The 23,435-nt window shown below is 68.9% G+C and carries 21 protein-coding genes, 1 tRNA gene and 1 pseudogene; 11 read left to right on the top strand and 12 right to left on the bottom strand.

The features are described 5' to 3' along the window. Positions 1-12 precede the first annotated feature (12 nt). Complete coding sequence (locus tag AB0B64_RS32245) at positions 13-171, bottom strand: hypothetical protein (protein WP_358181767.1); 159 nt, start codon at positions 169-171, stop codon at positions 13-15. Between the two features lie 187 nt (positions 172-358). Here AB0B64_RS32245 and fxsT point away from each other — a divergent pair, with 187 nt between their 5' ends. Then, positions 359-2,872: an FxSxx-COOH system tetratricopeptide repeat protein gene (fxsT, locus tag AB0B64_RS32240; protein WP_357943276.1), complete on the top strand. Its 2,514-nt coding sequence runs from the start codon at positions 359-361 to the stop codon at positions 2,870-2,872. Between the two features lie 10 nt (positions 2,873-2,882). On the opposite strand, the gene AB0B64_RS32235 is transcribed toward fxsT, so the two are convergent. The 4 genes from AB0B64_RS32235 to AB0B64_RS32220 form a co-directional block, all read right to left on the bottom strand. Next, on the bottom strand, positions 2,883-4,115 hold the full coding sequence (locus AB0B64_RS32235; protein WP_358181764.1) for an FxsB family cyclophane-forming radical SAM/SPASM peptide maturase: 1,233 nt from the start codon (positions 4,113-4,115) through the stop codon (positions 2,883-2,885). A gap of 98 nt (positions 4,116-4,213) precedes the next feature. Beyond that, complete coding sequence (locus tag AB0B64_RS32230; RefSeq protein ID WP_358181761.1) at positions 4,214-6,994, bottom strand: AAA family ATPase; 2,781 nt, start codon at positions 6,992-6,994, stop codon at positions 4,214-4,216. Next, a complete protein-coding gene (locus AB0B64_RS32225) occupies positions 6,987-7,982 on the bottom strand; it encodes a hypothetical protein (protein WP_358181758.1) in 996 nt (331 codons plus the stop codon). The genes AB0B64_RS32230 and AB0B64_RS32225 overlap by 8 nt, the downstream gene beginning before the upstream one ends. 3 nt (positions 7,983-7,985) lie before the next feature. Next, complete coding sequence (locus AB0B64_RS32220) at positions 7,986-9,221, bottom strand: P-loop NTPase fold protein (RefSeq protein WP_358182165.1); 1,236 nt, start codon at positions 9,219-9,221, stop codon at positions 7,986-7,988. Positions 9,222-9,402: 181 nt separating this feature from the next. Between AB0B64_RS32220 and AB0B64_RS32215 the strand changes: the two genes are divergently transcribed. The 4 genes from AB0B64_RS32215 to nrfD are packed head-to-tail and all read left to right on the top strand — an operon-like array spanning position 9,403 to position 15,539. Next, positions 9,403-10,584, top strand: coding sequence for a cytochrome P450 (locus AB0B64_RS32215; protein WP_358181755.1), 1,182 nt, complete (start codon positions 9,403-9,405; stop codon positions 10,582-10,584). Between the two features lie 29 nt (positions 10,585-10,613). Continuing rightward, a complete protein-coding gene (gene fdh, locus AB0B64_RS32210) occupies positions 10,614-13,820 on the top strand; it encodes a formate dehydrogenase (RefSeq protein WP_358181752.1) in 3,207 nt (1,068 codons plus the stop codon). After that, positions 13,813-14,631, top strand: coding sequence for a 4Fe-4S dicluster domain-containing protein (locus AB0B64_RS32205; protein ID WP_358181749.1), 819 nt, complete (start codon positions 13,813-13,815; stop codon positions 14,629-14,631). The genes fdh and AB0B64_RS32205 overlap by 8 nt, the downstream gene beginning before the upstream one ends. Next, positions 14,628-15,539 carry an NrfD/PsrC family molybdoenzyme membrane anchor subunit gene (gene nrfD / locus AB0B64_RS32200; RefSeq protein WP_358181746.1) on the top strand — a complete coding sequence of 304 codons (912 nt, stop codon included), beginning with the start codon at positions 14,628-14,630 and terminating at the stop codon, positions 15,537-15,539. Before AB0B64_RS32205 ends, nrfD begins: the two co-directional genes overlap by 4 nt. Here nrfD and AB0B64_RS32195 read toward each other — a convergent pair. Then, positions 15,528-15,899 (bottom strand): MerR family transcriptional regulator, encoded by a 372-nt coding sequence (locus AB0B64_RS32195; protein WP_358181743.1) that lies wholly within the window; start codon positions 15,897-15,899, stop codon positions 15,528-15,530. The two genes, nrfD and AB0B64_RS32195, sit on opposite strands and share 12 nt — an antisense overlap. A gap of 71 nt (positions 15,900-15,970) precedes the next feature. Here AB0B64_RS32195 and AB0B64_RS32190 point away from each other — a divergent pair, with 71 nt between their 5' ends. Beyond that, positions 15,971-16,657, top strand: coding sequence for an SDR family NAD(P)-dependent oxidoreductase (locus AB0B64_RS32190; protein WP_358181740.1), 687 nt, complete (start codon positions 15,971-15,973; stop codon positions 16,655-16,657). Between the two features lie 74 nt (positions 16,658-16,731). On the opposite strand, the gene AB0B64_RS32185 is transcribed toward AB0B64_RS32190, so the two are convergent. The 3 genes from AB0B64_RS32185 to AB0B64_RS32175 form a co-directional block, all read right to left on the bottom strand. Then, positions 16,732-17,565 (bottom strand): TIGR02452 family protein, encoded by an 834-nt coding sequence (locus tag AB0B64_RS32185; protein WP_357943298.1) that lies wholly within the window; start codon positions 17,563-17,565, stop codon positions 16,732-16,734. A gap of 86 nt (positions 17,566-17,651) precedes the next feature. After that, complete coding sequence (locus AB0B64_RS32180; RefSeq protein WP_358181737.1) at positions 17,652-18,368, bottom strand: GntR family transcriptional regulator; 717 nt, start codon at positions 18,366-18,368, stop codon at positions 17,652-17,654. Positions 18,369-18,382: 14 nt separating this feature from the next. Then, a complete protein-coding gene (locus AB0B64_RS32175; protein WP_357943302.1) occupies positions 18,383-18,925 on the bottom strand; it encodes a UTRA domain-containing protein in 543 nt (180 codons plus the stop codon). 196 nt (positions 18,926-19,121) lie between these two features. On the opposite strand from AB0B64_RS32175, the gene AB0B64_RS32170 reads away from it, so the two are divergent. Both AB0B64_RS32170 and AB0B64_RS32165 read left to right on the top strand, forming a co-directional pair. Continuing rightward, a complete protein-coding gene (locus AB0B64_RS32170; RefSeq protein WP_357943304.1) occupies positions 19,122-19,454 on the top strand; it encodes a hypothetical protein in 333 nt (110 codons plus the stop codon). A 72-nt stretch (positions 19,455-19,526) separates the two neighbouring features. Beyond that, a complete protein-coding gene (locus AB0B64_RS32165) occupies positions 19,527-19,748 on the top strand; it encodes a hypothetical protein (protein WP_357943306.1) in 222 nt (73 codons plus the stop codon). A 19-nt stretch (positions 19,749-19,767) separates the two neighbouring features. Here the strand turns inward: AB0B64_RS32165 and AB0B64_RS32160 are convergent, their stop codons facing one another. Further along, complete coding sequence (locus AB0B64_RS32160; protein WP_357943308.1) at positions 19,768-20,529, bottom strand: alpha/beta hydrolase; 762 nt, start codon at positions 20,527-20,529, stop codon at positions 19,768-19,770. Between the two features lie 130 nt (positions 20,530-20,659). On the opposite strand from AB0B64_RS32160, the gene AB0B64_RS32155 reads away from it, so the two are divergent. Continuing rightward, the gene (locus tag AB0B64_RS32155; protein ID WP_357943310.1) at positions 20,660-21,058 is read left to right on the top strand and encodes a helix-turn-helix domain-containing protein; all 399 of its coding nucleotides are present in this window, start codon (positions 20,660-20,662) and stop codon (positions 21,056-21,058) included. A gap of 125 nt (positions 21,059-21,183) precedes the next feature. Here AB0B64_RS32155 and AB0B64_RS32150 read toward each other — a convergent pair. Further along, a pseudogene (locus AB0B64_RS32150) lies at positions 21,184-21,315 on the bottom strand (histidine kinase); the annotation flags it as partial. 554 nt (positions 21,316-21,869) lie between these two features. Between AB0B64_RS32150 and AB0B64_RS32145 the strand changes: the two are divergent. Next, positions 21,870-22,100, top strand: coding sequence for a hypothetical protein (locus tag AB0B64_RS32145; RefSeq protein ID WP_357943312.1), 231 nt, complete (start codon positions 21,870-21,872; stop codon positions 22,098-22,100). A gap of 83 nt (positions 22,101-22,183) precedes the next feature. Here the strand turns inward: AB0B64_RS32145 and selD are convergent, their stop codons facing one another. Beyond that, positions 22,184-23,260, bottom strand: a complete 1,077-nt coding sequence (selD, locus tag AB0B64_RS32140) for a selenide, water dikinase SelD (RefSeq protein ID WP_358181734.1) — start codon at positions 23,258-23,260, stop codon at positions 22,184-22,186. 72 nt (positions 23,261-23,332) lie between these two features. On the opposite strand from selD, the gene AB0B64_RS32135 reads away from it, so the two are divergent. Continuing rightward, positions 23,333-23,425: transfer RNA gene (locus tag AB0B64_RS32135), tRNA-Sec, on the top strand. Positions 23,426-23,435 lie beyond the last annotated feature (10 nt).

The raw sequence follows: 23,435 nt of genomic DNA, 5'->3' as shown, positions 1-23,435 counted from the left end.
GCGGAGTATGTCTTAAATTGAGTTGGAGAAACCCGCTCCCGGCTCCTTCTTGTCGCTCTGGCAGGATGCCACCGCTGCTCGCAGGGCGGCGCTCTCCATTTCCGGCACGTGCTGCAGGGAAGCGGTGGTGTCGTCGATCAGGAGGCGGGATCTGTACTGCCCATCACGCATGTGCACTCCCCGTCCATTTCGGGCCATCCGAATGTCAAATGATGTACAGGCGCTTATGAGCGTGAGTGTGTCAGCCCGGCCGAGGCTGGTCCGACTTCTTCCTTATTTCCATTCTGTTATAAAGGGTTGGACTAATCAAGCTCTAGGATGAGACATATGATTACCGGCGTCTGGGGCGGAGGTTGACGTGACGGAAAATTCACACTCCATGGTGCCGCAGGGGCCGAAGATCTGGGAAAGGGTCCCCAAGCGTAATCCGAACTTCACCGGCCGCGCGGACCTGCTGAGCGTGCTCAGGAAGAGCATCAACACGGTCACCGCCGTCGTGGCGCAGCCCCAGGCCCTCCAGGGGCTCGGCGGCGTCGGCAAGACGCAGCTGGCCATCGAGTACGCCTGGCAGTACCGCGCCCATTACGACCTGGTCTGGTGGATCTCCGCGGACCAGCCGGTGCTGGTCCCATCGTCGCTGGCCGCGATGGGCCAGGTGCTCGGACTCCCGCCCGCGACCGGTGCGGAGCAGGCCACCCAGGCGGTGCTGCGTACGCTGCAGAGCGGCGTCCCGTACCGGAGCTGGCTGGTGATCTTCGACAACGCCGAAGAGCCCGACTACATCAAGGACTTCATCCCCAGGGGACCCGGCCACGTCCTCATCACCTCGCGCAACTCGCGCTGGAGCGACCATGAGCCCACCATTCAGGTGGACGTCTTCAGGCGCGAGGAGAGCGTGGAGTTCCTCCGCAAGCGCCTCGGCGGGGCGGTGAGCGAGGCCGGGGCCGCCCTGCTGGCCGAGAAGCTCGGCGACCTCCCGCTGGCGCTGGAGCAGGCCGCCGCCCTGCTGGCCCGCACCCTGATGCCGGTGGACGAGTACGTCTCGCTGCTGGAGGAGCAGACGGGCCGGCTGCTCAGCCTGGAGAAGGCGCCGACCTACCCGCAGTCCATGACCGCCGCGTGGCAGCTGTCGGTCTCACAGCTCGAAGACCGGGTCCCCGAGGCGGTCGAGCTCCTGCGCTGCTGCGCCTTCTTCGGCCCCGAGCCCATCCCGCGCGACGTGTTCCGCCGCGGCAACCGGCTGGTCGGTCCGCGGCTGGCGCCCATCCTGTCCGACGCCATCCTGCTGACCAACGCGCTGAGTAATTTGGAACGTTACGCGCTGGTCAAGGTCGAGCCCGCCGCCCGCACCCTCCAGGTCCACCGGCTCAACCAGGCCCTGCTCCGCGACGAGACGCCGGAGAAGGACCGCGGCGAGCTCCGCCACGAGGTGCACCTGCTCTTGGCCGGCAGCGCGCCGAGCGACCCGGACGACGAGACCAAATGGCCCAGTTTCGAGGAGCTGGCCGCCCACCTGGAGCCGTCGGGGCTGATCAACTGCGTCGAGCCGAACGTCCGTAAGTTCGCGATCGACCTCGTACGTTATCTCTACGTACGCGGTAGCTACAAACAGGCGCAGGCACTGCTCGGCGAATACATCGAGAAGTGGACAGAGCAAAGCGGCGCGCGGCACCAGGACGTGCTGGTGGCCCAGATCCACCTGGGCAACATCAAGCTGGCGCTGACCCTCTATCCCGAGGCGTACGAGATCGACACGAGGGCCTTGGAGCTGATGCGGGAAGCCCTGGGCCACGAGCAACCGGAAACGCTGTGGGCGATGAACGGCTACGCCACCTCGCTCCGTGGCCGCGGCGACTTCCTGCGGGCGCGCGACGTCGACGCGGAGGTCCGCGAGGCGTACGAGCGACTGTACGGCGACAACGACATCCGGACGCTGCGCGCCCGTAACAACCTGGCCCTCGACTACGCCCTGACCAGCGAATACGGCGAGGCGCAGAAGATCCTCCAGTCCGCCTACCTCTACATGAGCGGCGCGGAGGGCAGCGGCAGGCGCCTCCTGCTGCAGACCTGGAGCAACCTGAGCCGGGCGGTGCGGCTGAACGGCCAGTTCCACGTGGGGACCGACATGGCCGAGGAGGCCTACCGGTACGGCGTGGCGCAGCTGGGCGAAGACCACCCCGCCACCCTGCTCGCGGCCAAGGACCTCGCCATCAGTCAGCGCCGGACCGGTCGGCTGGGCGAAGCCCTGGAGCTGATGCGGGACACCTACACGCGGCTGCGGCGACTGTACGGAGACGTGCACGCCGACACGATGGCCGCCGCCCTCGGCCTGTCCAACGCCCTGCGCGCCTTCGGTGAGCTCGATGAGGCCCAGGCGATGGTGGATCGCGCGCTGGAGTACTACCCCCAGGTGTTCGGGGAGGACCACCCGTTCACCCAGGCGAGCAGGATTAATCTGGCGCTGCTGGCGCGTCTCGGCGGCGACGCCGCCAAGGCGCGGGAGTTCGATCAGAACGCCCTGGACGGTCTCACCGAGCGGCTCGGCCGCGATCACGACTACACGGTGACCTGCGGCATCAACCTGCAGAACGACCTGGCCGCGCTCGGCGAGTTCGACCAGGCCCGGCGGCTCGGCGAGGAGAACTACCAGCGGATCCAGACGCACTTCACCCCCGACCACTACCTCAGCCTCGTCTGCGCCGCCAATCTGAGCCTGGACCTGCGGGCGACGGGCGCGGAGGACGAAGCCGCGCGGCTGCACGAGGAGACGATGAGGCGCTTCGACCTGATCGTGGGACGTGACCATCCCGATACGCTCGCGGCGCTCGCCGGTGAGCGGCTCAACTGCGACTTCGACCCGCCACCCATCTAATTCGGCCGGGTCAGCCCGCTCCGCGGAGCCGCGCCATGTCGCGGGCGCACCGCTCGGCGATGTACGTGATCAGCCGGTACAGGTCAGGGCAGTAGACGGAGGGAGTCGCGAAGCCGGTGTCCTGGCTGTAGCGGTGCGCGTAGAGCCCGCCCCCGCAGGTGGAGACGATCTCGCAGCTGCGGCAGGCAGGGGACAGCGCCAGCTCGCCGATCTGCCGCGCGACGATCGACGGGTGCAGCAGCGCCCGGTTGAGCGGGTCTCTGAGCACGTGCAGCGAGGTTTGGGGGGCGCCGGGGTAGGCGCTCTTCAAGATGTCCGACTGCTGGATGCGGCCGTCGGTCTCGATCACCACCATGCGCACCGGGGACAGCCCCACCGTCTCCGCCCGCGAAGGACTGCCGAGCAGCAGGCGCAGGATCTCCTGGAACATCCGGATCTCGGTCTGCAGCACCGGGCTCTCGTACCACCGGTCGAAGATCTGGATCAGCCAGTCGGCGTACGGCGTCGCCGCCGAGTCCGGGTCGCGGAAGGGCGGCGGGGCCGGCCAGTTGCCGTGCGGCAGCAGGAAGTCGATCGCCGGTGGGTCGAACTCCAGCAGCGCCTCATAGGTGCGCACCGGGTCGTTCCGCACGTCCACCGTGCACAGGAGCCCGCTGAACAGGCGGTGGTACGGCCCCTCGGTCAGCCGGCGCAGCGACGCGCTGACCAGGGCATGGCTGCCCCGGCCGTCGGCGAACCGGCGGTGCCGGTCGTGGCTCTCCTCGTCGCCGTCGACGCTCACGCCGACGCGGATCTCCAGCGATTCGAACAGCCGCAGGAACGATTCGTCGAGCCGTACGCCGTTGGTCTGGATGTTGACGTTGACCCGGGTCCCGGTGTCGACGGCGCCACGGATGCCGCGTACCAGGCGGGAGATGAGCTCGGGGCCGGCCAGCAGCGGCTCGCCGCCGTGCAGGATGATGTCCACCTCGGGCAGGTTGTGGCGGCCGGCATGCTCGGCGATGCGCTCGATCGTGCGGTCGGCGACGGCGTCGGACATCCTGCGGGGCTGATCGCGCCAGCTCTGGTCCGCCATCTCGTACACGTAGCAATGGCGGCAGGAAAGATCACAGCGGCTGTGAATCTTCAGGATGAACTGCTGGAAGGCGAACGGCTTCCATCCGTCGGCCAGCAGCGCGTCGACGTCGAGAAATTCCGGGAACCCCTGGGTGAGCAGCGGTTCCGAATCAGGGCTTCCTAACAACGGCTACCTCTTAAGTGTCGTGTGCCCCAGCACACTCGCCGTTCGGGTTTCGCGAAACGCTCCAGCTGGTCCCTATTTCTCATGGCTTCGAGGGATAGTCAAGATTTACCCAGATTTGAGCGTATTTCCTCTTGGTGGTGGAGCAGTTTTTCGAAGAACAGATACAGCTCGTCGATTTCCGCGACGAGGGGGAGCCAGTCGTAGGTGCCGAGCCCGTCTTGTTCCAGGGGAGAAAGCAGGCGGGCGGTGGCGCGGAGCTCGTTGGAGGGGATCTCGATCGGCACGATCTCGGCCATACCGTCGCGGTAGGCGCGGGCCAGCGGATGTCGCGATCCGCGTACCCCGAGGGCCGCCAGGGCCGCTTCGGCGGGATGCTTGGAGACCGCGCCGTCGGCCAGCTCAAGTGAGCCTGGATTGGCGATCGCCACCAGCACCCGCAGCTCGGGCGGCAGGTCGCGGAGCACGCGCGGCGGCCGGTCCGACTCGGCGCGCCGCTGCCCGCGGGCCAGGAGCAGCAGCACCTCGGGGATCCGTTCACGGAGCCCGCGCTGGACCTCCGCCACGCAGTCGGCGGGCGAGCGCTCGGAGACGGCCAGCCGCCGCCCTATGGTCTGTCGTACGAGCGCCAGCGGCTCCACCAGCATGGCCTCCGTCAGCACCTGGTATCCGCTGTCGGGGTCCTCGCTGAGCGCGTAGGCGTAGCGGCCGACGGGGTCGGCGGAGTGCGGATCGGCGGATCCACGCAGCTCACGGGCGAGCTGGTCGAGGTCGCGCCGGGAGCCGAGCGGCGCGTTCGCCCGGCGTACGTCGGAGGCGGCGAACCTCCGCCACAGGAACCAGGCGGCGGTCGCCGCGACGGCGGTGCCCGCGAACAGGGTCACCGTGAGCTGGATCGGCACGAGGGAGACGGTGGCGAGCGCCGCAGCCGTCGTGACGACTGCCGCGGCGACGGCGACGGCCAGCATCCTGAGCCGTGACGTACGTTCGCGGACCACCTCCGCCCGGGCCTGGCGGAACTCCGCCCAGTCGGCGGCGGTCCGCGCGGCCCTGGCCTCGGCGATGCGTCCTGCCAGCTCCGCGCGCTTGGGCGGCCACTCTTTCGGCGCCTGGCGGTCGAGCCGCTCGCTCTCGGCGGTGAGGTTCTGGTGTTCGAGCCGGTCACTCACGGCGGTGAGGTTGCGGTTGAGGATCATCATCTCGGCGCGGCGCTCGGAGTTCAGCTCTTCCAGGTGCTCCACGATCGCGCGCATGGCGTCGTCGAAAGCGGCCGGCTCCTCGTCCTTGAGCGGCATGGCGGCGATGCGCTCGACCAGTTCGTCCAGCTGGCCTGGGAAGCCGGGGGAGCCGTCGGCCACCAGCACCACGTGCACCGCGCCGCGCAGGCCGGCCAGCACCGGAGGGCTGACGTAGCCCGTGGCGAGCAGCGCGGTGAAGACCGGCTGGCCGCCGGCCCGCAGGTGTCTGGTCTGGGTGACCGTCTGGACGGCGTTGGCGACCTCGTCGTCGAAGAAGACGGCCTCGGACAGCTTGACCAGGGCGCGCGGCTCACGCCGATCAGGCAGGTGGAAGGAGACGCCACCGTCACCCGTCTCCGTTCGCTCGATGGTGAGCCCGGCGGCGAGCAGGCGGGTCTCGACGAGCATGGCCAGCTCGGCGAGGCCGGGGGAGTGACTGTGGCGGGCGGACGCGCTCGTGACCAGCTCGGCGTCGATGACCGACAGCGGCCCCGCGACTTCAAAGCTCGCCCAGCTGAGCTGGAGCAGCAGGCGGAGGTTGCCGCCGCTGTGGCGCAGGAGTTCGAGCATCGCGCTCTCGGTGAAAGGCCAGATGGTCGCGTCGTCGTACCCCGGGCGGGCGGCGCCGATGTACGCGCCGAGCACCAGCCGGGCCTCGTCGGGGGTGAGCGGCAGCATGTGGCAGGCGCCGGTGCCGATGCGCTGGCGCAGATCGGGCGGTACGCGCTCCCACGCCGCGTCGTTGGACACCAGGAGCAGCAGCCCGGCAGCCTGCGGGATCACCTCGACCAGGCTCTGCAGCAACCCGATGTTCGCGGTCAACGAACTCCGGCCCTCCGGCAGGAACTTCTCGCACTGGTCGAGCACCAGCACGAACGGCCGCCCGCCCCTGGTCACCAGCCTGGTCAGCAGTTGCAGGCCGTACCGGCAGGTCAGGGGGTCGTCGATCTGGCCGCTGACGCCGAGCGCGCGGGAGGCGTCGGGGCTGATCGGACGGCCGCACAGCCAGTCGTAGGCCACGCCGGAGAACTCGGGGCGCAGCAGGAACGACAGCGCCCGCTGGAACTCGGGCCCGCTGCCCGCCACGGCGGCGATCTCCTTGGCCTGCTCCTCCAGCACCTCGCCGGCCTCGACCTGATGCGTGCCGAACAGGTCGTACACCCGGCCGGGATCGTCCCCGACCACGGACAGGACCGCGCCCCTGCTGGCCGGGCCGTCGGCGTGTCCGGCCCGGTCACCCGCGAGCGCGCCCAGGTAGCGCAGGCTCAGGTCCGTGAGCAGGTCCTGCGGCAGCTGGGAGACCAGGCGGCGGTACTCGGCGACGAAGTCGTCCTCCTGGAAGCGCAGGTAGAGCTGGACCGCCCGAGGGTCGGCGTCGTTGACGAAGGCCATCATGTGACGGGCCGCGTGCGTCTTGCCCACCCCGTGGGCGCCGTACAGGCAGGCGAGACCGCCGTCGTGCGCCCGGTCGTCCCCGAACCCGCGCAGGTAGTCCGTGGCCCAGCGCTGGGCCTCGCGCACGCCGGGCAGGATCGCGGTGGGGGTGCGCCGGGCCCAGTCGCGCAGGAACTCGGCGAGGGAGGTCTCCTCGGCGCTGGAGATGCCGCGGGCCGGAAAGGGATTGCGCGCGGGGTATTCAGCCATGGAAGCCTCTCAGCCTGTTCCATCTGTCGCGCTGCCATATCTTGAGCCGCACCCAGCGCTCATGTATGCGCAGGTCCTCGGCGGCCGGCCATGGCTCGTCGCTCTCGTACTCGCTGAGCCGCAGGTCGAGGAGCACTTCGAGGTGTTGGATGGCCTGCCCGATCGTGTACGGGCGCTTGCTGAAGACGTTCTTCACGCCCTGCTCGTCGAAGGGCGCGGGCGGGTGGCCCTTCCACCGGAATTCGGCCAGTGCCGCGATCTGCTCCGGAGTCAGCGTGTCGAGGTCGAAGACGTGCCCGCGCTCCGCGAACGCCTGCCGGTCCGCCTCGGTGATCTGGACGGTGTTCGCGTGCTGGTAACTGTCGATGACGAAGACCACGACGGTGCTCGTGTTCTCGAACACCTTCTGGGCCTGGGTGATGAGCTCCTTGGCGGGCACGCCCTCGTACCGGATGCCGAAGCCGGCGTTGCGGCCGGCGAACGTCGTCGCGGTGAATTCCGCGATCTCCTGCAGGTCGTACTCGTTCATGGGGTTGGCCGCGCCCCTTTCGCTCAACGTGCTGAAATGGGCGCGCAGCGCGGGCGGGATGTCGATGCCTTGGGCGTTCATCTTGTTGCGCAACGAGAGCAGGGTCGAGCACAGAACCGCGTACGCGTCGTGCGTCATGTCACCGCGCTCCGCGCGATGCGTCACGAAGGTGAAGCCGGGCGGCAGGAGCGATGCGGCGGCCTGCTGGTACAGGTACATCGCATGGTTGGCCAGCGACGTCCGCCCGCTGTTGCCCACTCCCGTGATCAGGAAGAAGGCCGGTCTCCCTTTGCTGATCGCCTCTTTGACCGCCGCCTCGATGACCTCGTGCCGGATGAAACCGGCCAGTTCGAGGACGAGTTCGCGATCGGCAGGCAGCGCGAGGGGATCCAGCGGGCGGGCGGCGTAGGGATTTCCGGCGGGCAGTCCGTACAAGTCGTAGCGCAGGTCGTCGGACATGTCTCACCCGCCGATCATCGTCAGGTAGACGGGCAGGTCGTCCGCCGCGGCCTCGAAGGCGGAGTCGGCGAAGACCGGCGCCAGGAAGTCGTGCTTGCCGCGAAAGGTCAGGGTCAGCTTCTGCAGCGCCTCCGCCCGCGTCTTGAACCGCGTCTGGAAACCCTGGAGTACGTCGGCCGCCAGCTTGTCCTGGTGGACGAGCTCCAGCGCCACCAGCAACGCCGGCTGCCGGAGCACGCTCGCGAACAGCTCCGGGCTCTGCACCCGCAGCACCACCAGGCGGACGACCAGGTCGGTACGCAGGGCGGCGAGGCCGGGGGTGCCCTCGATGATGGCCTCCGTCACCCGCAGCAGGTTGAGCACGCGTTTGATCTTCCGGGGATTGGGCGTGAGGATCCGCTCCAGCGTGCCGACGTGCTTCCTGGCCAGCTCTCCCGGACGCGATTCGCGGATGAACCGGCCCACCTCCGCGGGGCCGAGCGGGTAGAGGTGCAGCGGGAGCTGGATCATCTTGTCCAGGTAGTCGTCGCCGATGGCCGCCTGGTCGGCGAAGCCGAACGGCTGGTACTTCACCAGGACCCCGCGGTCGACCACGTCCTTGGCCAGGGCGATCACCACGAAGACGTGCTTCAGGTCGAGGAAGAGCTTGATCGACTCCAGTACGTCGATGATCTGGTCGGGCTCGCACCTGTCGAGGTCGTCGACGAAGAAGACGATCTTCTTGCCCTGCGCGGCCAGGCGGTCCACCTCCTGCTGCAGCAGCCCGCGTAGGCGGCCGGTCTGGCTGTCGACCTGGCCGCGCATCGCGGCGTACTGCTGGGCCAGCTTGTCGATCTTCTCCACGCTCATGGAGCTCAGGGTGAGCCTTTTCAGTATCTCGTCGGCGGCCAGCTGCGCCATGATCGTGCCCAACCGGCGGACCGTGCCGGCGAAGCGGTGCTCGGGGTCCTGGTCGAGCTCGGCGTGGAGCGCGTTCAGCAGGGGAAGCAGCATCTCCGGCTCGCGGCGGTGCACCCAGGGGTTGAAACGCACCCGGACGATCTCCTCGCCATGCCGATCGAGTAAGCGCCTGTCGACCATTTGGAGCAGGGTCGATTTCCCACTTCCCCACGCGCCGTAAATGCCGATCGTGAAAGGCGTCTCGGTGTCGGGATTGGTGATGATCGAAACGAGGGGATCGACGTAGCGGCGAAACTGGAGTAGATCTCCGCGCCAATTGGCCGGGGCATCCGAGAGCATTGCGATATCGGGCATAGTCCCTCCAAGGATGAGGATGCATCCTTGGTGGTGCCTGATACTTCAGGTTATCGAAATGTGACGTGCGCCCTCTGTCCCTTGCGTCCCTTTGGTCGGTCCTTTGGGCAAACAGCCGCGGCGAGGTCAAATGACGGTTGTGAGGTCTTCTCGGAATGGAGGACAGATGGACACACCGGCCACGGACATCCTGGCGAACGTCGACTTGTTCGCCGACGACCAGCGCGAACACCTGCTCGACGCGCTGGCCATCGCACGCAGGGAATGCCCGGTCGTGCACACGCGCACCGACGGCGGCTACTACATGGTCACCCGCTACGAGGACGTCCGCACGGTGTGCCTGCGACCGGCGATCTTCAGTTCGGCGCAGCCGGGCGTGCGTGGCGTGCCGGTCCGGCTCATTCCGCTGGACGTCGACCCGCCGGACCACCGTCAATACCGCAAGTTCCTCGAGGCGTACTTCTCCCGCTCGTTCCTGCTCCGGTACGCCGAGCAGATGCGGGAGATCGCCCGGGACGCCATCGCGGGGTTCATCGACAAGGGCCGCGTGGAGATGGTCCGTGACTACTCCGTGCCCTTCAGCGCCGGGTCGCTGGCCCGTGTCGTCTTCGCCACCGACAACATGGAGCTGATGCGCCGGGGGGTGGCGGCGGTCAAGCGGTGCGCCATCGAGAGCACGCCCGAGACGTTCGAAGCGGTCGCCCTGCTCGCGATGGAGGCGATAGCCGAGGCCGGCGACCGGCCGGCCTCGGAGCACGAGAACGTCCTCAGCGCCCTGGCCAGGGCGAGCGTCGACGGGCGGCCCCTGACGGCAGAGGAGCAGGTGGCGATCGTCACCACGCTGCTGCTCGGCGGCCTGGACACCACGCGCGGCGTGATCGTCAACATCGCCTACCATCTGGCCACCCGCACGGACATCGAGCCGATCCTGCGCAGCCCGGACTGGTGGCGCGGTCCGATGGACGAGTTCCTGCGCTTCGAGACGACCGTGGCGTTCATGGCCCGTACGGTGACTCAGGACACCGAGCTGGCCGGCATCCCGTTGAAGGCGGGGGACCGGGTCGTCCTGCAGTTCTACTCGGCCAACCGCGATGCCGAGCGCTTCGACCGGCCCGACGAGCTGGTCTTCGACCGGCGGATCAACCCGCACCTGGCGTTCGGCGCCGGGGTGCACCGCTGCATCGGCCAGAACTTCGCCCGGATCCAGCTCGCGATCGCCTTCGAGGAGTTGCTCAAGCAGGCGACGAACTTCCGCCTCGAAGCGGGCGCCGACATCCCGCGCCAGGCCGGCGAGCCCTTCGGCAGCCCTTCCGAGCTCTACCTGACCTTCGACCGCCGGGATGGTTAGCTCGGACCGATTGGGGCAGGGCCTGCATTGTGTCCGGTGAGGGGTGGTTCTCCCGGTGGCCGGTGATCCGGCAGCTCAGGGGAGAGGACGGTCGGAGCGACGCCGTGCGCTCCGCCCGTACGGACGCGCTTGCCCCGCGCACCGAGGAGGCCGATACGGTCGCGCGGTCGATCTGCCCCTACTGCGCGGTCGGCTGCGGCCAGCTCGTCTACGTCAAGGACGGCCGGGTCACGCAGATCGAGGGTGACCCGGACTCGCCCATCTCGCGTGGGCGGCTGTGTCCCAAGGGCTCGGCGAGCAAGCAGCTCGTCACCCATCCCGGCCGCCAGACCCAGGTGCTGTACCGGAGACCGCACGGCACCGAATGGGAGCGGCTCGACCTCGACGCCGCGATGGAGATGATCGCCGACCGGGTCGTACGGACCCGGCGGGAGACCTGGCAGCAGACCTATGAGGGCAAGGTCGTGCGCCGCACCATGGGCATCGCCGGACTGGGCGGGGCGACGCTCGACGACGAAGAGAACTACCTGATGAAGAAGCTGTACACCGCCCTCGGCGCGATCCAGGTCGAGAACCAGGCCCGTATTTGACACTCCTCCACCGTCCCCGGTCTGGGGACCAGCTTCGGACGCGGTGGCGCGACCACCTTCCAGCAGGACCTGGCGGGTGCGGACTGCATCGTCATCCAGGGCTCCAACATGGCCGAATGCCACCCGGTGGGCTTCCAGTGGGTGGTCGAGGCCAAGGCGCGGGGCGCGAAGGTGTTCCACGTGGATCCGCGCTTCACCCGGACCAGCGCGCTGGCCGACCGGCACCTGCCGATCCGCGCGGGCAGCGACATCGTGCTGCTCGGGGCGCTGATCAACCACGTGCTGGCCAATGAGCTGGACTTCCGTGAGTACGTGCTGGCCTACACCAACGCCGCCGTGATCGTGTCGGCGGACTTCCGGGACACCGAGGACCTTGACGGGCTGTTCTCCGGCTTCGACGCGGAGACGGGTTCGTACGATCCGGGGAGCTGGGCGTACGAGGGGCCGGGCGAAGGGCCGGGCGAGGAGACGCCGGGCGCGCAGGCACCGGGCGCGGACCTGGAGGGTGGTAGGCAGCACGCCGAGGCCGCGGGGGCGGACACTTACGGCTCCGGGGGCGCCGAGGCGCATCCCACCCCGGCGACGGATCCGACGCTGCGCCACCCGCGCTGCGTCTACCAGATCCTTCGGCGGCACTTCGCCCGCTACACCCCGGAGCTGGTCGAGCAGCTGTGCGGCATCTCGCGGGCGCACTTCGCCGAGCTGGCCGACGCGATCACCGCCAACTCCGGCCGGGAGCGCACCACCGCCTGGGTGTACTCCGTCGGCTGGACCCAGCACACCGTCGGCGCGCAGTACATCCGCGCCGCCTCGATCCTCCAGTTGCTGCTGGGCAACATGGGCCGGCCCGGGGGCGGCATCCTGGCGCTGCGTGGGCACGCGAGCATCCAGGGGTCCACCGACATCCCGACGCTGTTCAGCCTCCTGCCCGGTTACCTGACCATGCCCCACGCCCACCGGCACGAGGGCCTGGACGACTACCTCGCCCGTGAGGGTGGCGACGTCGGCTTCTGGGGCCACCGGCGCGCCTACCTGGTCAGCCTGCTCAAGGCGTGGTGGGGGAACGCGGCCACCGAACAGAACGACTTCTGCTTCGACCACCTGCCGCGCCTGACCGGCGACCACAGCCACTACACCACCGTGATGGGCCAGATCGACGGCACGGTGAAGGGCTACTTCGTGGCGGGGGAGAACCCCGCGGTCGGCTCCTCTGGCGGCCGGGCGCAGCGCCTCGGCCTGGCCAACCTCGACTGGCTGGTGGTACGCGACCTGACGCTGGTGGAGACGGCCACCTTCTGGAAGGACGGCCCGGAGCTGGAGACCGGGGAGATGCGTACCGAGGACATCGCCACCGAGGTGTTCTTCCTGCCCGCCGCGAGCCACGTGGAGAAGGAGGGTACGTTCACCAACACCCAGCGGCTCCTGCAGTGGCGGGAGAAGGCGCTCGACCCGCCGGGCGACTGCCGCAGCGACCTGTGGTTCTACTACCACCTGGGCAAGCTGGTCAGGCAGCGGCTGACCGACGACGAGATCGACCGGCCGCTGCGCGAGCTGACCTGGGACTACCCCGAGCTGGGAGAGCACCGGGACCCGTCGGCGTCGGCCGTACTCCGCGAGATCAACGGGGTCGGCCCGGACGGGCGGGCGCTGTCGGCCTACACCCAGCTCAAGCCGGACGGGTCCACCAGCTGCGGCTGCTGGATCTACTGCGGCGTCTACGCCGACGAGGTCAACCAGGCGGCCCGGCGTCGGCCGGGGCAGGAACAGTCGCCCGTGGCGCCCGAATGGGGCTGGGCCTGGCCGGCGAACAGGCGCATCCTCTACAACCGGGCCTCCGCCGACCCCGAGGGCCGCCCATGGAGCGAGCGCAAGGCGTACGTCTGGTGGGACGCGGAGCAGGGGAAATGGACCGGGCAGGACGTGCCCGACTTCGAGCCGAACAAGCCGCCGGACTACCTGCCACCCGAAGGCGCCCACGCCGAGGACGCGCTCGCCGGGACCGACGCGTTCATCATGCAGTCCGACGGGAAGGGCTGGCTGTACGTGCCCGCCGGCCTGGCCGACGGCCCGCTGCCCGCGCACTACGAGCCGCATGAGTCGCCGGTCGGCAACCCGTTGTACGCCCAGCAGGCCAACCCCGCGCGCAAGATCTACCCGCGACCGGAGAGCCCCTACAACCCGCCGGAGTCGCCGCGCTACCCGTACGTGCTGACCACGTACCGGCTCACCGAGCACCACACGGCGGGTGGCATGAGCCGGCCGCTGGCCTACCTCGCCGAGCTGCAGCCGGAGCTGTTCTGCGAGGTGTCGCCGCAGCTGGCCGCCGAGGTGGGGCTGGTCAACGGCGGTTGGGCCACGATCGTGACCAGTCGCACCGTGATCGAGGCTCGGGTGCTGGTCACCGGACGGGTTCGGCCGCTGCGGATCCAGGGCAGGGTGATCCATCAGATCGGCCTGCCGTACCACTGGGGGTGGGGCGGCGGCGGCCTGGTGACCGGCGACGTCGCGAACGACCTGCTTCCGCTGGTGCTCGACCCGAATGTCTACATTCAGGAGAGCAAGGCCGTGACCTGCGACGTACGGCCGGGTAGACGACCGAGGGGGCAGGCGATGCTCGACCTGCTGGAGGTGTACCGCGATGGCTGAGCGGATGGGCTTCTTCACCGACACGAGCGTCTGCATCGGCTGCAAGGCGTGCCAGGTGGCGTGCAAGGAGTGGAACCAGCTGCCCGACGACGGCTTCGTGTTCGAGGCGAACTCCTACGACAACACCGGGGCGCTCGGGGCGAACACCTGGCGGCACGTGGCCTTCATCGAACAGTCCCGCCCGGTGCCGCTGCCTTCGGACGACTCCGCTGACGAGGGTGTGGAGCGGTGGCTGATGTCGTCGGACGTGTGCAAGCACTGCACACACGCCGCCTGCCTGGACGTCTGCCCGACCGGCGCGCTGTTCCGTACCGAGTTCGGCACGGTGGTGATCCAGGAGGACATCTGCAACGGCTGCGGCTACTGCGTGTCGGCTTGCCCGTACGGCGTCATCGAGCGGCGCGAGGACGACGGGCGGGCGTGGAAGTGCACGATGTGCTACGACCGGCAGCGCGGCGGCCTCGAACCGGCGTGCGCCAAGGCGTGCCCGACCGACTCGATCCAGTTCGGCCCGCTGGATGAGCTCCGGGAGCGGGCCGAGGAGCGGGTGGAGCGGCTGCACGCCGACGGGCAGGCCGAGGCCCGCCTGTACGGCGAGAGCCCGGACGACGGGGTGGGCGGCGCGGGGGCTTTCTTCCTGCTGCTGGACGAGCCTGAGGTGTACGGGCTGCCGCCGGATCCCGTGGTGACCACTCGTGACCTGCCGTCCATGTGGCGCTGGGCGGGGGCGGCGGCGCTGTCCGTGGCCGGGGCTGTGGTGGTGGCATTCACGGGCACGTTCGTGGGTTCGCGAAAGGCGGCGCGGCGGTGACGCGGGAGCGGTCGATGGTGCCGGAGGCGGAGTTCCAGTCGTACTACGGGCGACCGGTGCTCAAGCCTCCGGTCTGGAAAGAACCCCACGGACCCGCATATCTCTACTTGGGGGGTCTGTCGGGCGTTTCGTCGGTGATGGCGGTCATGGCCGAATTCACCGGACACGACCAGCTGGCGCGTACCGCCCGGATCGCGGCGGCGATCGGCGCCTCCGCCGGCGCAGCCCTCCTCGTCGCCGAGCTGGGCCGGCCCGAACGGTTCCTCAACATGCTCCGCGTGTTCAAGCCCACCTCGCCGATGAGCATGGGCTCCTGGATCCTGGCCGCCCAGAGCGGGCTGTCGGGGGTCGCGGCCTCGACCGAGCTGACCGGGATCCTGCCCGCCGTGGGTGACGCGGCGCTCCTCGCCACCGGCCTGACCGGCCCGCTGACCGCCACCTACACCGCCGTCCTGCTCGCCGACACCGCCGTACCGGCCTGGCACGAGGCCTACCGGGAGCTGCCGTTCCTGTTCGCCGGGAGCGCGCTGGCCAGCGCCGGGGCGGTGGGCATGCTGGCCACCCCGAGGGCGCAGGCGGGGCCGGCCCGCGTGATGGCGGTGATGGGTGCCGCCGTGGAGAGCGTCGCGGGCGTGGTGATGGAACGGCGACTCGGCCTGGTGGGCGAGCCGTATCGGCTGGGGAAGGCGGGGGGCCGGATGCGCGCGGCCCGCGTACTGACGGCCGGTGGCGGGCTGCTCGCGTCGATCGCCGGGCGCAGCCGTACCCTCACCGCCCTGTCCGGTCTCGCCCTTACGGCGGGCGCTCTGTGCACCCGGTTCGGCGTCCTGGAAGCGGGCAAGGTCTCAGCCGCCGACCCGAAGTACACGATCATCCCCCAGCGGCAGCGGCAGGCGTCAGCCTCTTGAGGCCTCCTGTAGCGCCGCGTCGAGAATCGTGTCCAGCACCTCCTGCGAAGTCTGGAGTTGAGCGATCATCTCGGCGATATGGGCGCGTTCGCGCCGCAAGTCCTCGATGAAGGTCGGGCAGCCGGAAGACACCATCAGCTCGCCCTCGTCGTGCACGCAGTGCAGGACCCGGGCGATGACCGTGGTGGAAAGCCCGGCGGCGAGCAGGGTGCGGATGTGGCGGACCGTCGGGATGTCCGCCTCGGTGTACTCGCGGTAGCCGTTGTCCAGCCGGACCGGCCTGAGGAGACCCTGCTCCTCGTAGTAGCGCAGCAGCCGCTTGTTCACCCCGGTCTCGTGAGCCAGGTCACCGATCCGCATATTGACCTTCACATAGATGAGAACCCTTAGCGTCCCAAGTATTGCCGATCAAGAAGAGCGAGGAGACGCCGATGTCTGGCGCAGTGATCATTGGTGCGGGTCCGGGGATCGGACAGGCGGTGGCCCGCCGGTTCGCCAGGGAGGGGCTGCCGATCACGCTGATCGCCCGGAGCGAGCAGACGCTGCGCGCCGTGGCCGAGGCGGTCGCTCCCAGCGGCGTCCCGGTCGTCACACGGGAAGCCGACAGCACCGACCAGGCCGGGCTGAACGCCGCGCTCGACCAGGCCGTCAGCCAACATGGCGTGCCGGACGTCGTCGTGTACAACGCCGCGATCATCCAGACGGACGCGCCGGGCGAGTTGTCCGTACGCGGCCACATGGAGGCATGGGCAGTGAACGTGGTCGGCGCGCTCAACGCCGCGGCTCACGTCGCGCCCGCCATGGCGGCACGCGGCAGCGGAACGTTCCTCATCACGGGCGGCATGCCCGAGCCCAAGCCGCAGTACGTGAGCCTCTCTTTGGGCAAGGCAGGAGTCCGAGCCCTGGTCACGCTGCTCGACGAGGAGTACGGACCCTCCGGAGTGCACGTGGCGAGCGTCACCGTGGCCGGTCCGGTGGCCCCCGGTACCGACTTCGATCCGGACGACATCGCCGAGCGCTATTGGCAACTGCACACGCAGCCGCGACACCGGTGGCAGCAGGAAGTACTGCACGCCGGCCCAACACCGCCGGGAAATTCTCTTGGCATGCCAGGATAGTAATGATCGACTTCGGATTACGCGACGAGAACGACCGCGTCGCCAGCCCAGATTCACCGTTCACCTTGGCGCCTTCAAAGCCGCGGCATCGCGAACCGCTCGGCGAATGCGGCGCGGTTCGCCGAGTCCGGCATCCGATCCCATACGGCGAACACCACTCGCTCGAACACCGCCGCGAAGGCTCCATCCTCGACCAGATGGGCGTGAAAGGCCCCGGCGACCTCGCGCGGATCGTTGCGGAACACGCCGCAGCCCCACGCCCCGAGTACCAGCGTGCGAGCACCGTGATGCGCGGCCACGGCCAGGACACGCCCCGCCCGCTGGTGGAGCGCCTGCCGGATCCGCCCGCCCGCTCCCGGGTCGCGGCGCAGCATCTGCCCAGCGTTGGGCGCCGGTGAGGTGAGGAAGGAGACGAGGTACGGCTCGGCCAGCAGTTGGCCGTCCTCGCCGCGGTGCACCGGCACGCCGGGCGACCAGATGACGCGGTGGCTGTAGAGCAGGTCGGACGAGGCCCGGTGCGCGGCGTAGTAGTCGGGTGCCTGAAGGAGGCACGGATAAAGCAGGGCCTGGCGGCACAGGTCCTCCTCCTGCGCCTTGGCGCCGCCGAGATAGCCGCCTCCCGGGCTGCGGGCAGAGGCGAAGTTCAGCACGGCGATCCCGGTCGCCCCGTCAAGGTGCAGCCGCCGCGCTGCCCGCAGGCTGCGCTCGCCGGTGACCTCGAAGACCGTCCGGTACGTACCGGCTCTCGGCCATTCGATGGGGCCGTCTGGTGGGTGGCTCACGGTTGCGGCCACCGCGGCCCGCAGCGCAGGACCCACATCCACGACCGCGCCGTCGGCGGCCGAGTACCAACCCTCGGCGGCGATGCGCTCGTTGTCGATCGCGACCTGGCGCAATCTTCCGCTCACGCGCCCCATCGTAAATCGCGAACCTGCTTAGCGGCGTGGGGGCTTGTCCATGAAGTCCCTCCCGTCGACTCGCGTCCGAGGGTCCGTCAGTCTGCGGTCTGGTGATACGACAATTCGTGGAGATGTCCGCCCTTGATCAGCACCGACACTTCGACCGGCCGCTCACTGTCGCTGTAGACAACACGGAACTGCCGAAACACCGGCACGTCAGGTGGGAGATCCAGGCCTTGCACCTCCGTCTCGGTGGGTTGCCGAACGGAGATGCGATCCGTGAAGTGGCGCTGCGGAAACCCGAGGTCGGCCAACGCCTGTGGTGCGCCACCGCGGATTCTTCCCTTGGCGGCCAGAGGGCTTCCTGCCGCAATGCTCACCGGGTAGTAAGACCATGACAACTCAACGGGAGCGCCGTCATGCAACAGCAGCCGGTGGCGCAGGACGACCAGATCGTCACCGCTGATGGCGAATACCGCGGCGACATCGCTGGGAGGTGCTACCTCCCCGACTTTCAGAAGCTCATAGCTGTATTCGCGAGGCCCTGGGGTCTTATACGTGCTGGCGTTGACGACGAGCGGCCGTCTGTCGCGGACGAACACGCCCTTTCCCGCGTGGCCGCGTACGAATCCTTCGTCTTTGAGTGCCTGCAGGGCCCGCTGGATCGTCGCGTTCGCCGCGTTGAAACGTGCCACCAGGTGTGCCGTGGAAGGGAGTTGCTCGCCCGCCTTCAGGTCACCAGACATGATCTCCGCACGCAATTCGGCTGCGATCTGCTGATGGCGCGGACGAGAATCCAGCCGCCTACCCACGATTGCCGATCCCCTCACTTGATGATCATCTGATAGCGCAACTCGCGACCGTGGGCCACCATCGTCATCACGCTGACCTCGATCGGCGTTCCGTCGTCGGTTCGAACGATGCGGGTCAGGAGCAGAACCCAGTCCTCTGGTCGAAGGTCGAGAGCCTGTCGCTCTGTATCGGTCGCGGGGCGGGCTTGGACGGCTTCTTCCGCGCTGTGTGGGTGATAGCCGAGCTGGGCGAGAAGGGTGGGAGCCCCGCCAGGGATCTTCCGCATCTCGGCAAGCCGAGTGCCACGGGCGATCGTCGCCGGGTAGTAGGAATCGGCGAGCTCCGTTGGCTGGCCGTCCGCGAGCACGAGACGGCGGCGGACGAAGGCGGTCTGACCCGCCGCCAGCCCGAAGGCTCGCACGACTTCCTTCGGCGGATGGACCTCTTCCACTGCTTGAAGGCGATGCGTCCCAACTTTGCCGTGCTGGGCGGCTTCCTCCGCCCATGCATCAGGCTCTCCGGGACGCCGCGGCCGCACGTAGGGCGCCGAAACGCTGACCCAGCCCGCGTCTTCCATGCGCTCCTCCTTCGGTCACGAAAGGCCGGTCAGGAGCCACCGTACCGGGTCGGCGGCATCCCAGACCGATCAAGGGAACCTGTGGATGGCGGATGCCGTAATCCTTGCTGCCTTTCGAGAATCACAGTAAGGTTATGGCAAGTCGATCGAGTCTGGGATCGGCGGCCCTCGAAGAGGCCGAAGGAATGGGGAATGCATGCTTCTCAAGCCGTCGGTAATCGCGTTCAGTCCTGCTCAGAGCGCACATGCCCTTCGGGATGCCCTGGCTGATCAGGGCATCGCCTCTGACATTCACGTCGGCTACGGGCTTGCTCTGGTGTCGGTGTGGATCAGCCTCGTTGTGTGGTGCGACGGCAACTGGTTCTGGTGGCGGGTGGGCTGGAACGACCAGCGCAAGCGAGTCTTGTACGCCCGGCATCCAGCGGACGAACCCGTTAGAGCCGCTCGGCGGGTGGCTTTCCGGTACGAAGAGGTCTATCGGCACCATCCGCACTCGGAGCTGATCGCCGATGTCGTCTCCTCCACCTGACCGGCAGGGAGATGGCGTCCGGTGAGTATGCCTTGGTCAAGCTTCGGCTGCCGGGCGATGATCGTGGACTTGATGCACAGTCCCGCGTCTACTCGGGGGTTCGCCTCGCTGCTGATCGGGCGGCAGGGCATCGTGGTGAGCATCCTGCGCGACGGCACGCTGGCCTTGATCGCGCTCGAGGGTGAGCTCGGCGAGTTGCCCGGCGGGGTGCGGCGATGGTCCGTCCACTGGGACGACCTGCAGATCGACTGGGGGCAAAGTAAGCCTGAAAAGGGGCAACAGGCTGGCGAATGAGTCATCACTGCCTGAGGTGTTACGGCCTGTCCGAGGACAGGAACGGCAGCACGTGGGGGAGTACGTCGGCGGATCTGTCCCAGCCGCCCTTGTGGTCGGCGTCCGGCAGGGAGAAGAAGCCCGCGCCGGTGCGCTCGGCGAAAGTCCGCATCGGGTCGTGCCAGGGATCAGCCGTGCCCGCGTACATCAGGATCGGCACGCCGCAGGCCGCCAGTTCGGTGGCCAGGCCGGGCTCGCGTGAGAACGCGTCGTAGTTGGCGCGGAAGGCGCCCAGGTCCCCGGCGCTGATCAGGGCGGCCTGGTACGGGTCAGCCGAGGCCCCCTGCTTGACGATCTCATAGGCGTCGATGTCGGCAGGCAGGCCGAGTTCCCGAATCGCTTGGTCGACCGCGGAGCGGAAACCGTTGATGGGATCGTAGGCGCCGGTGATCAAGCGGGTCAGGCGTTCGGGCGCGTGCGCCGCGACCGCATACCCAGTCATGGCTCCCAGCGAGTAGCCCCAGAACGCGGCTCGGTCGGCGCCGACGTCGTCGAGGACGGCCGTGACGTAGTCGACCCGGCGCCGCAAGCCATAGGCCTCGATCTCACGCGGGTGGTCGCTGGCGCCCAGTCCCAGCGGATCGATGGCGATCACTGTGTGGGCAGGGGCCAGGGCCTGGGTGTATCCGCTGTGGGCCCAGTGCGCGCCGTCTTGGAACATGCCCGGGTGCAGCACGAGCGGCGGGCCGTCCCCCAACACCTCGTACGAGATCTTGAAACCGTTGCTGCGTGCGACGGGCACGTGTCACTCCTTGTCGGCTTGGCGAGTTTCGTTGGACAAGCGGCCGAAGATGGCGTTGGCCAGGAACGTTACGACTTGTAACGGGCTTTATCCTCCAGCATCATTGAACGGTCCGAAAGGAGGCACTTTCTTGTCACAACGGAACACCGTGGTAACGGACCAGCTCACAGCGCTCGCCGATGCGCCCCCGCCCGAGGATTGCCCGCTGCCTGAGGTCCTGGCTTTGATCGGTGACAAGTGGAGCGCCCAGGTGCTGGTCGAACTGGGTGACGGCCCGCACCGGTTCACCCAGCTGGAACGGGCGATCGAGGGCATCAGCCGGCGGATGCTGACAGTGAGCCTGCGCAACCTGGAACGCAACGGGCTCATCACCCGGACGGTGTACCCCGACGCCCCGCCTCGGGTGGAATACGCCACCACGGGTCTGGTTGAGGAAATACGCGCCCCCCTGGAGGCGCTGGCGGCATGGGCCCGCCACGCCGGACCCGTCATCGCCGCAGCTCGGCATGCCTACGACAACGGCCGCTGACCCGCACGCCCGCAAGCCTCGCGCCTACTCGGTGACATCCGCTGACGACCGAGCGGCTTGGTGAGGGAGGCGAAACCCGTCCCCAGGGTTATCCCTCGAGGAAAATACGGATCTTGGACAGCCTGATCGAGGCGGGCCGGTTCGTCACGCGCCAGCCCCAGCAACAGCCGCACGTTGACCAGCCGCTGCTGGGCGCCGTCATGCAGGTCCCGCTCGATCCGGCGCCTGGCCTCATCGCCCGCGTCGAGGAGCCCGGCCATCCGTCGCGCTGCCTCCCTGCGTCCGAGCACGACACGATAGGCCAGTGGCCAAACGATGAAGCCCAGCACGACCAGGCTGTCCAGCAACTCGCCGGTGAAGTAGACCGCGAGTCCGCCGGCCTGCGCCAGGTTTTCCGCCTCGAGTGCCAGCACCAGCAGCATGACCAACAGCCCGGAGAACGTGACGGCCGCATCGCGTTCCGGTCGCGGCAGCCGAGCCCAGCGCAGGAACACCGCCGCCGACAGCCCGACCACGTACGCACCGGCGATCGCCACCCCGAAAAGGGCCAGCGCCGTCCGTCCTGTTTCCCGGCCGAACGCCTGAGCCAGACAGAGGCACCCCCCGCCGGGCAGCTCTCCTTACACCATCGACATCGCGGCGGAGAGGAGTGGCACCGCGTAGCCGAGCGCCACGACCCCTCGACGGACCGGCGTGTCCGCGCGGCCGTGTGGGGAGCACGACCATCACGTGTCCGAGCAGTCCGTGCTGGAGGGCCGCCGCCACCGCGCCCAACGCGAGAGCCGCGGGCACGCCCGTGTAGCTGACCCCGGTGGCCAGCCACATCACCCCGCTCCAGGCCAGCAACGATCCCACCGGACTGTCCGGCCACCGTAGCCTCGCCCACAGGCCGCCCGTCACCGCGGCGGACCCCGCCGCATATCCCATGAGCAGCAGCGGGACCTTCGTCACCACGAACTCCGCACCGATGATGGCCACTGTTCCCAAGGCGGCGAGCACGACCGCGAGCAGGGTGATCAGCCTGTGCACCCGACCATTGTGAAGCCTGGCCCGTCCCCCTGCGCCCTTGGAGCCTCGCCGTCGCGCGAGCGACAGTATGTCCATGGTTGTTACCACGGGATACGGTCAGCGGAGCCGCAGGTGGGGGCCGTCCAAGGGGACCAGCTCGCCGATGATCGGCGCGCCGGGGATCTCGCCGGCCACCAGCAGGCCGCCGGAGGTCTGGGCGTCGGCGAGTAGTAGCAGGTCGTCCTCGCCGTAGCCGCCGGGATCGAGCCAGGGGCGGACCCAGTCGAGGTTGCGGCGGGTGCCGCCGCTGACGTAGCCGTCGCGTACCGCCTCCCGGGCCCCTTCCAGGTACGGTACGGCTGCCACGTCCACCACCGCCGTGACGCCGCTCGCCCGGGCGAGTTTGTAAAGGTGACCCAGCAGGCCGAACCCGGTCACGTCCGTCGCGCACCTCGCTCCGGCGGCCAGCGCGGTCCGGGACGCGTCGCGGTTCAGGGTGGTCATCGCCGCGACCGCCTGCGGGAACACCTCGCCGGTCGCCTTGTGCCGGGTGTTGAGCACGCCGATGCCGAGCGGTTTGGTGAGGGAGATCGGCAGTCCGGGTCGGCCGCCGTCGATGCGCAGCAGCCGGGCGGGGTCGGCCAGGCCGGTGACGGCCATGCCGTACTTCGGCTCCGGGTCGTCGACGCTGTGGCCGCCCGCGACGTGGCAGGCCGCCGCCCGGGCCACGTCCAGGCCGCCGCGCAGGACCTCCTTGGCCAGCTCCATGGGCAGCTTCTCCCTTGGCCAGCCGAGCAGGTTGACCGCCACCAGCGGCTCCCCGCCGACCGCGTAGACGTCCGACAGGGCGTTGGCCGCCGCGATACGGCCCCAGTCGTAGGGGGCGTCCACCACGGGCGTGAAGAAGTCGGCGGTGGCCACGATCGCCCGGTCGCCGTCGATGCGAACCACGGCGGCGTCGTCCCCGTCGTCCAGCCCGATGATCAGCTCCCCGACGGCGCCATGTCCGTTCGCGGTGTCATGCTCGCCGACAGCGCCGTGCCTTCCTGCGGTGTCATGCTCGCCTGCGGCGCCGCCGTCACGTGTGCGGAGGGCCGCCACCACGGCCTCCAATTCGCCTGGCGGGATCTTGCAGGCGCAGCCGCCTCCGTGCGCATACTGCGTCAGCCGGACCGTCTCGGTGGTGCGTGTCATGGCGCCCTCGGATGGCTCGCGACGGGTGTGGCGTTTGAGGTCATACCCGCTGTGACGGGTAGGTTCTGCGGTGGAGGCGTCTGGGCGCCTGGTGGCCCCCGCGGTCTTCAAAACCGACGAGGCCGAGGTCCTCGGCCTGGCGGGTTCGATTCCCGTCCGCCTCCGTTCTATTTTC

Origin of the sequence: Nonomuraea sp. NPDC049129 (genome assembly GCF_040648495.1) — a bacterium.
Classification (GTDB): domain Bacteria; phylum Actinomycetota; class Actinomycetes; order Streptosporangiales; family Streptosporangiaceae; genus Nonomuraea.
This window is presented reverse-complemented; position numbering and strand designations above follow the sequence as displayed.

Coding starts and splice junctions, on each gene's coding strand:
- AB0B64_RS32230 (WP_358181761.1), bottom strand. CDS start 6,994: ATGGCTGAATACCCCGCGCGCAATCCCTTTCCGGCCCGCGGCATCTCC.
- AB0B64_RS32220 (WP_358182165.1), bottom strand. CDS start 9,221: ATGCTCTCGGATGCCCCGGCCAATTGGCGCGGAGATCTACTCCAGTTT.
- AB0B64_RS32165 (WP_357943306.1), top strand. CDS start 19,527: ATGCACAGTCCCGCGTCTACTCGGGGGTTCGCCTCGCTGCTGATCGGG.
- AB0B64_RS32170 (WP_357943304.1), top strand. CDS start 19,122: ATGCTTCTCAAGCCGTCGGTAATCGCGTTCAGTCCTGCTCAGAGCGCA.
- AB0B64_RS32205 (WP_358181749.1), top strand. CDS start 13,813: ATGGCTGAGCGGATGGGCTTCTTCACCGACACGAGCGTCTGCATCGGC.
- AB0B64_RS32245 (WP_358181767.1), bottom strand. CDS start 171: ATGCGTGATGGGCAGTACAGATCCCGCCTCCTGATCGACGACACCACC.
- selD (WP_358181734.1), bottom strand. CDS start 23,260: ATGACACGCACCACCGAGACGGTCCGGCTGACGCAGTATGCGCACGGA.
- AB0B64_RS32195 (WP_358181743.1), bottom strand. CDS start 15,899: ATGCGGATCGGTGACCTGGCTCACGAGACCGGGGTGAACAAGCGGCTG.
- AB0B64_RS32215 (WP_358181755.1), top strand. CDS start 9,403: ATGGACACACCGGCCACGGACATCCTGGCGAACGTCGACTTGTTCGCC.
- AB0B64_RS32190 (WP_358181740.1), top strand. CDS start 15,971: ATGTCTGGCGCAGTGATCATTGGTGCGGGTCCGGGGATCGGACAGGCG.
- AB0B64_RS32175 (WP_357943302.1), bottom strand. CDS start 18,925: ATGGAAGACGCGGGCTGGGTCAGCGTTTCGGCGCCCTACGTGCGGCCG.
- AB0B64_RS32225 (WP_358181758.1), bottom strand. CDS start 7,982: ATGTCCGACGACCTGCGCTACGACTTGTACGGACTGCCCGCCGGAAAT.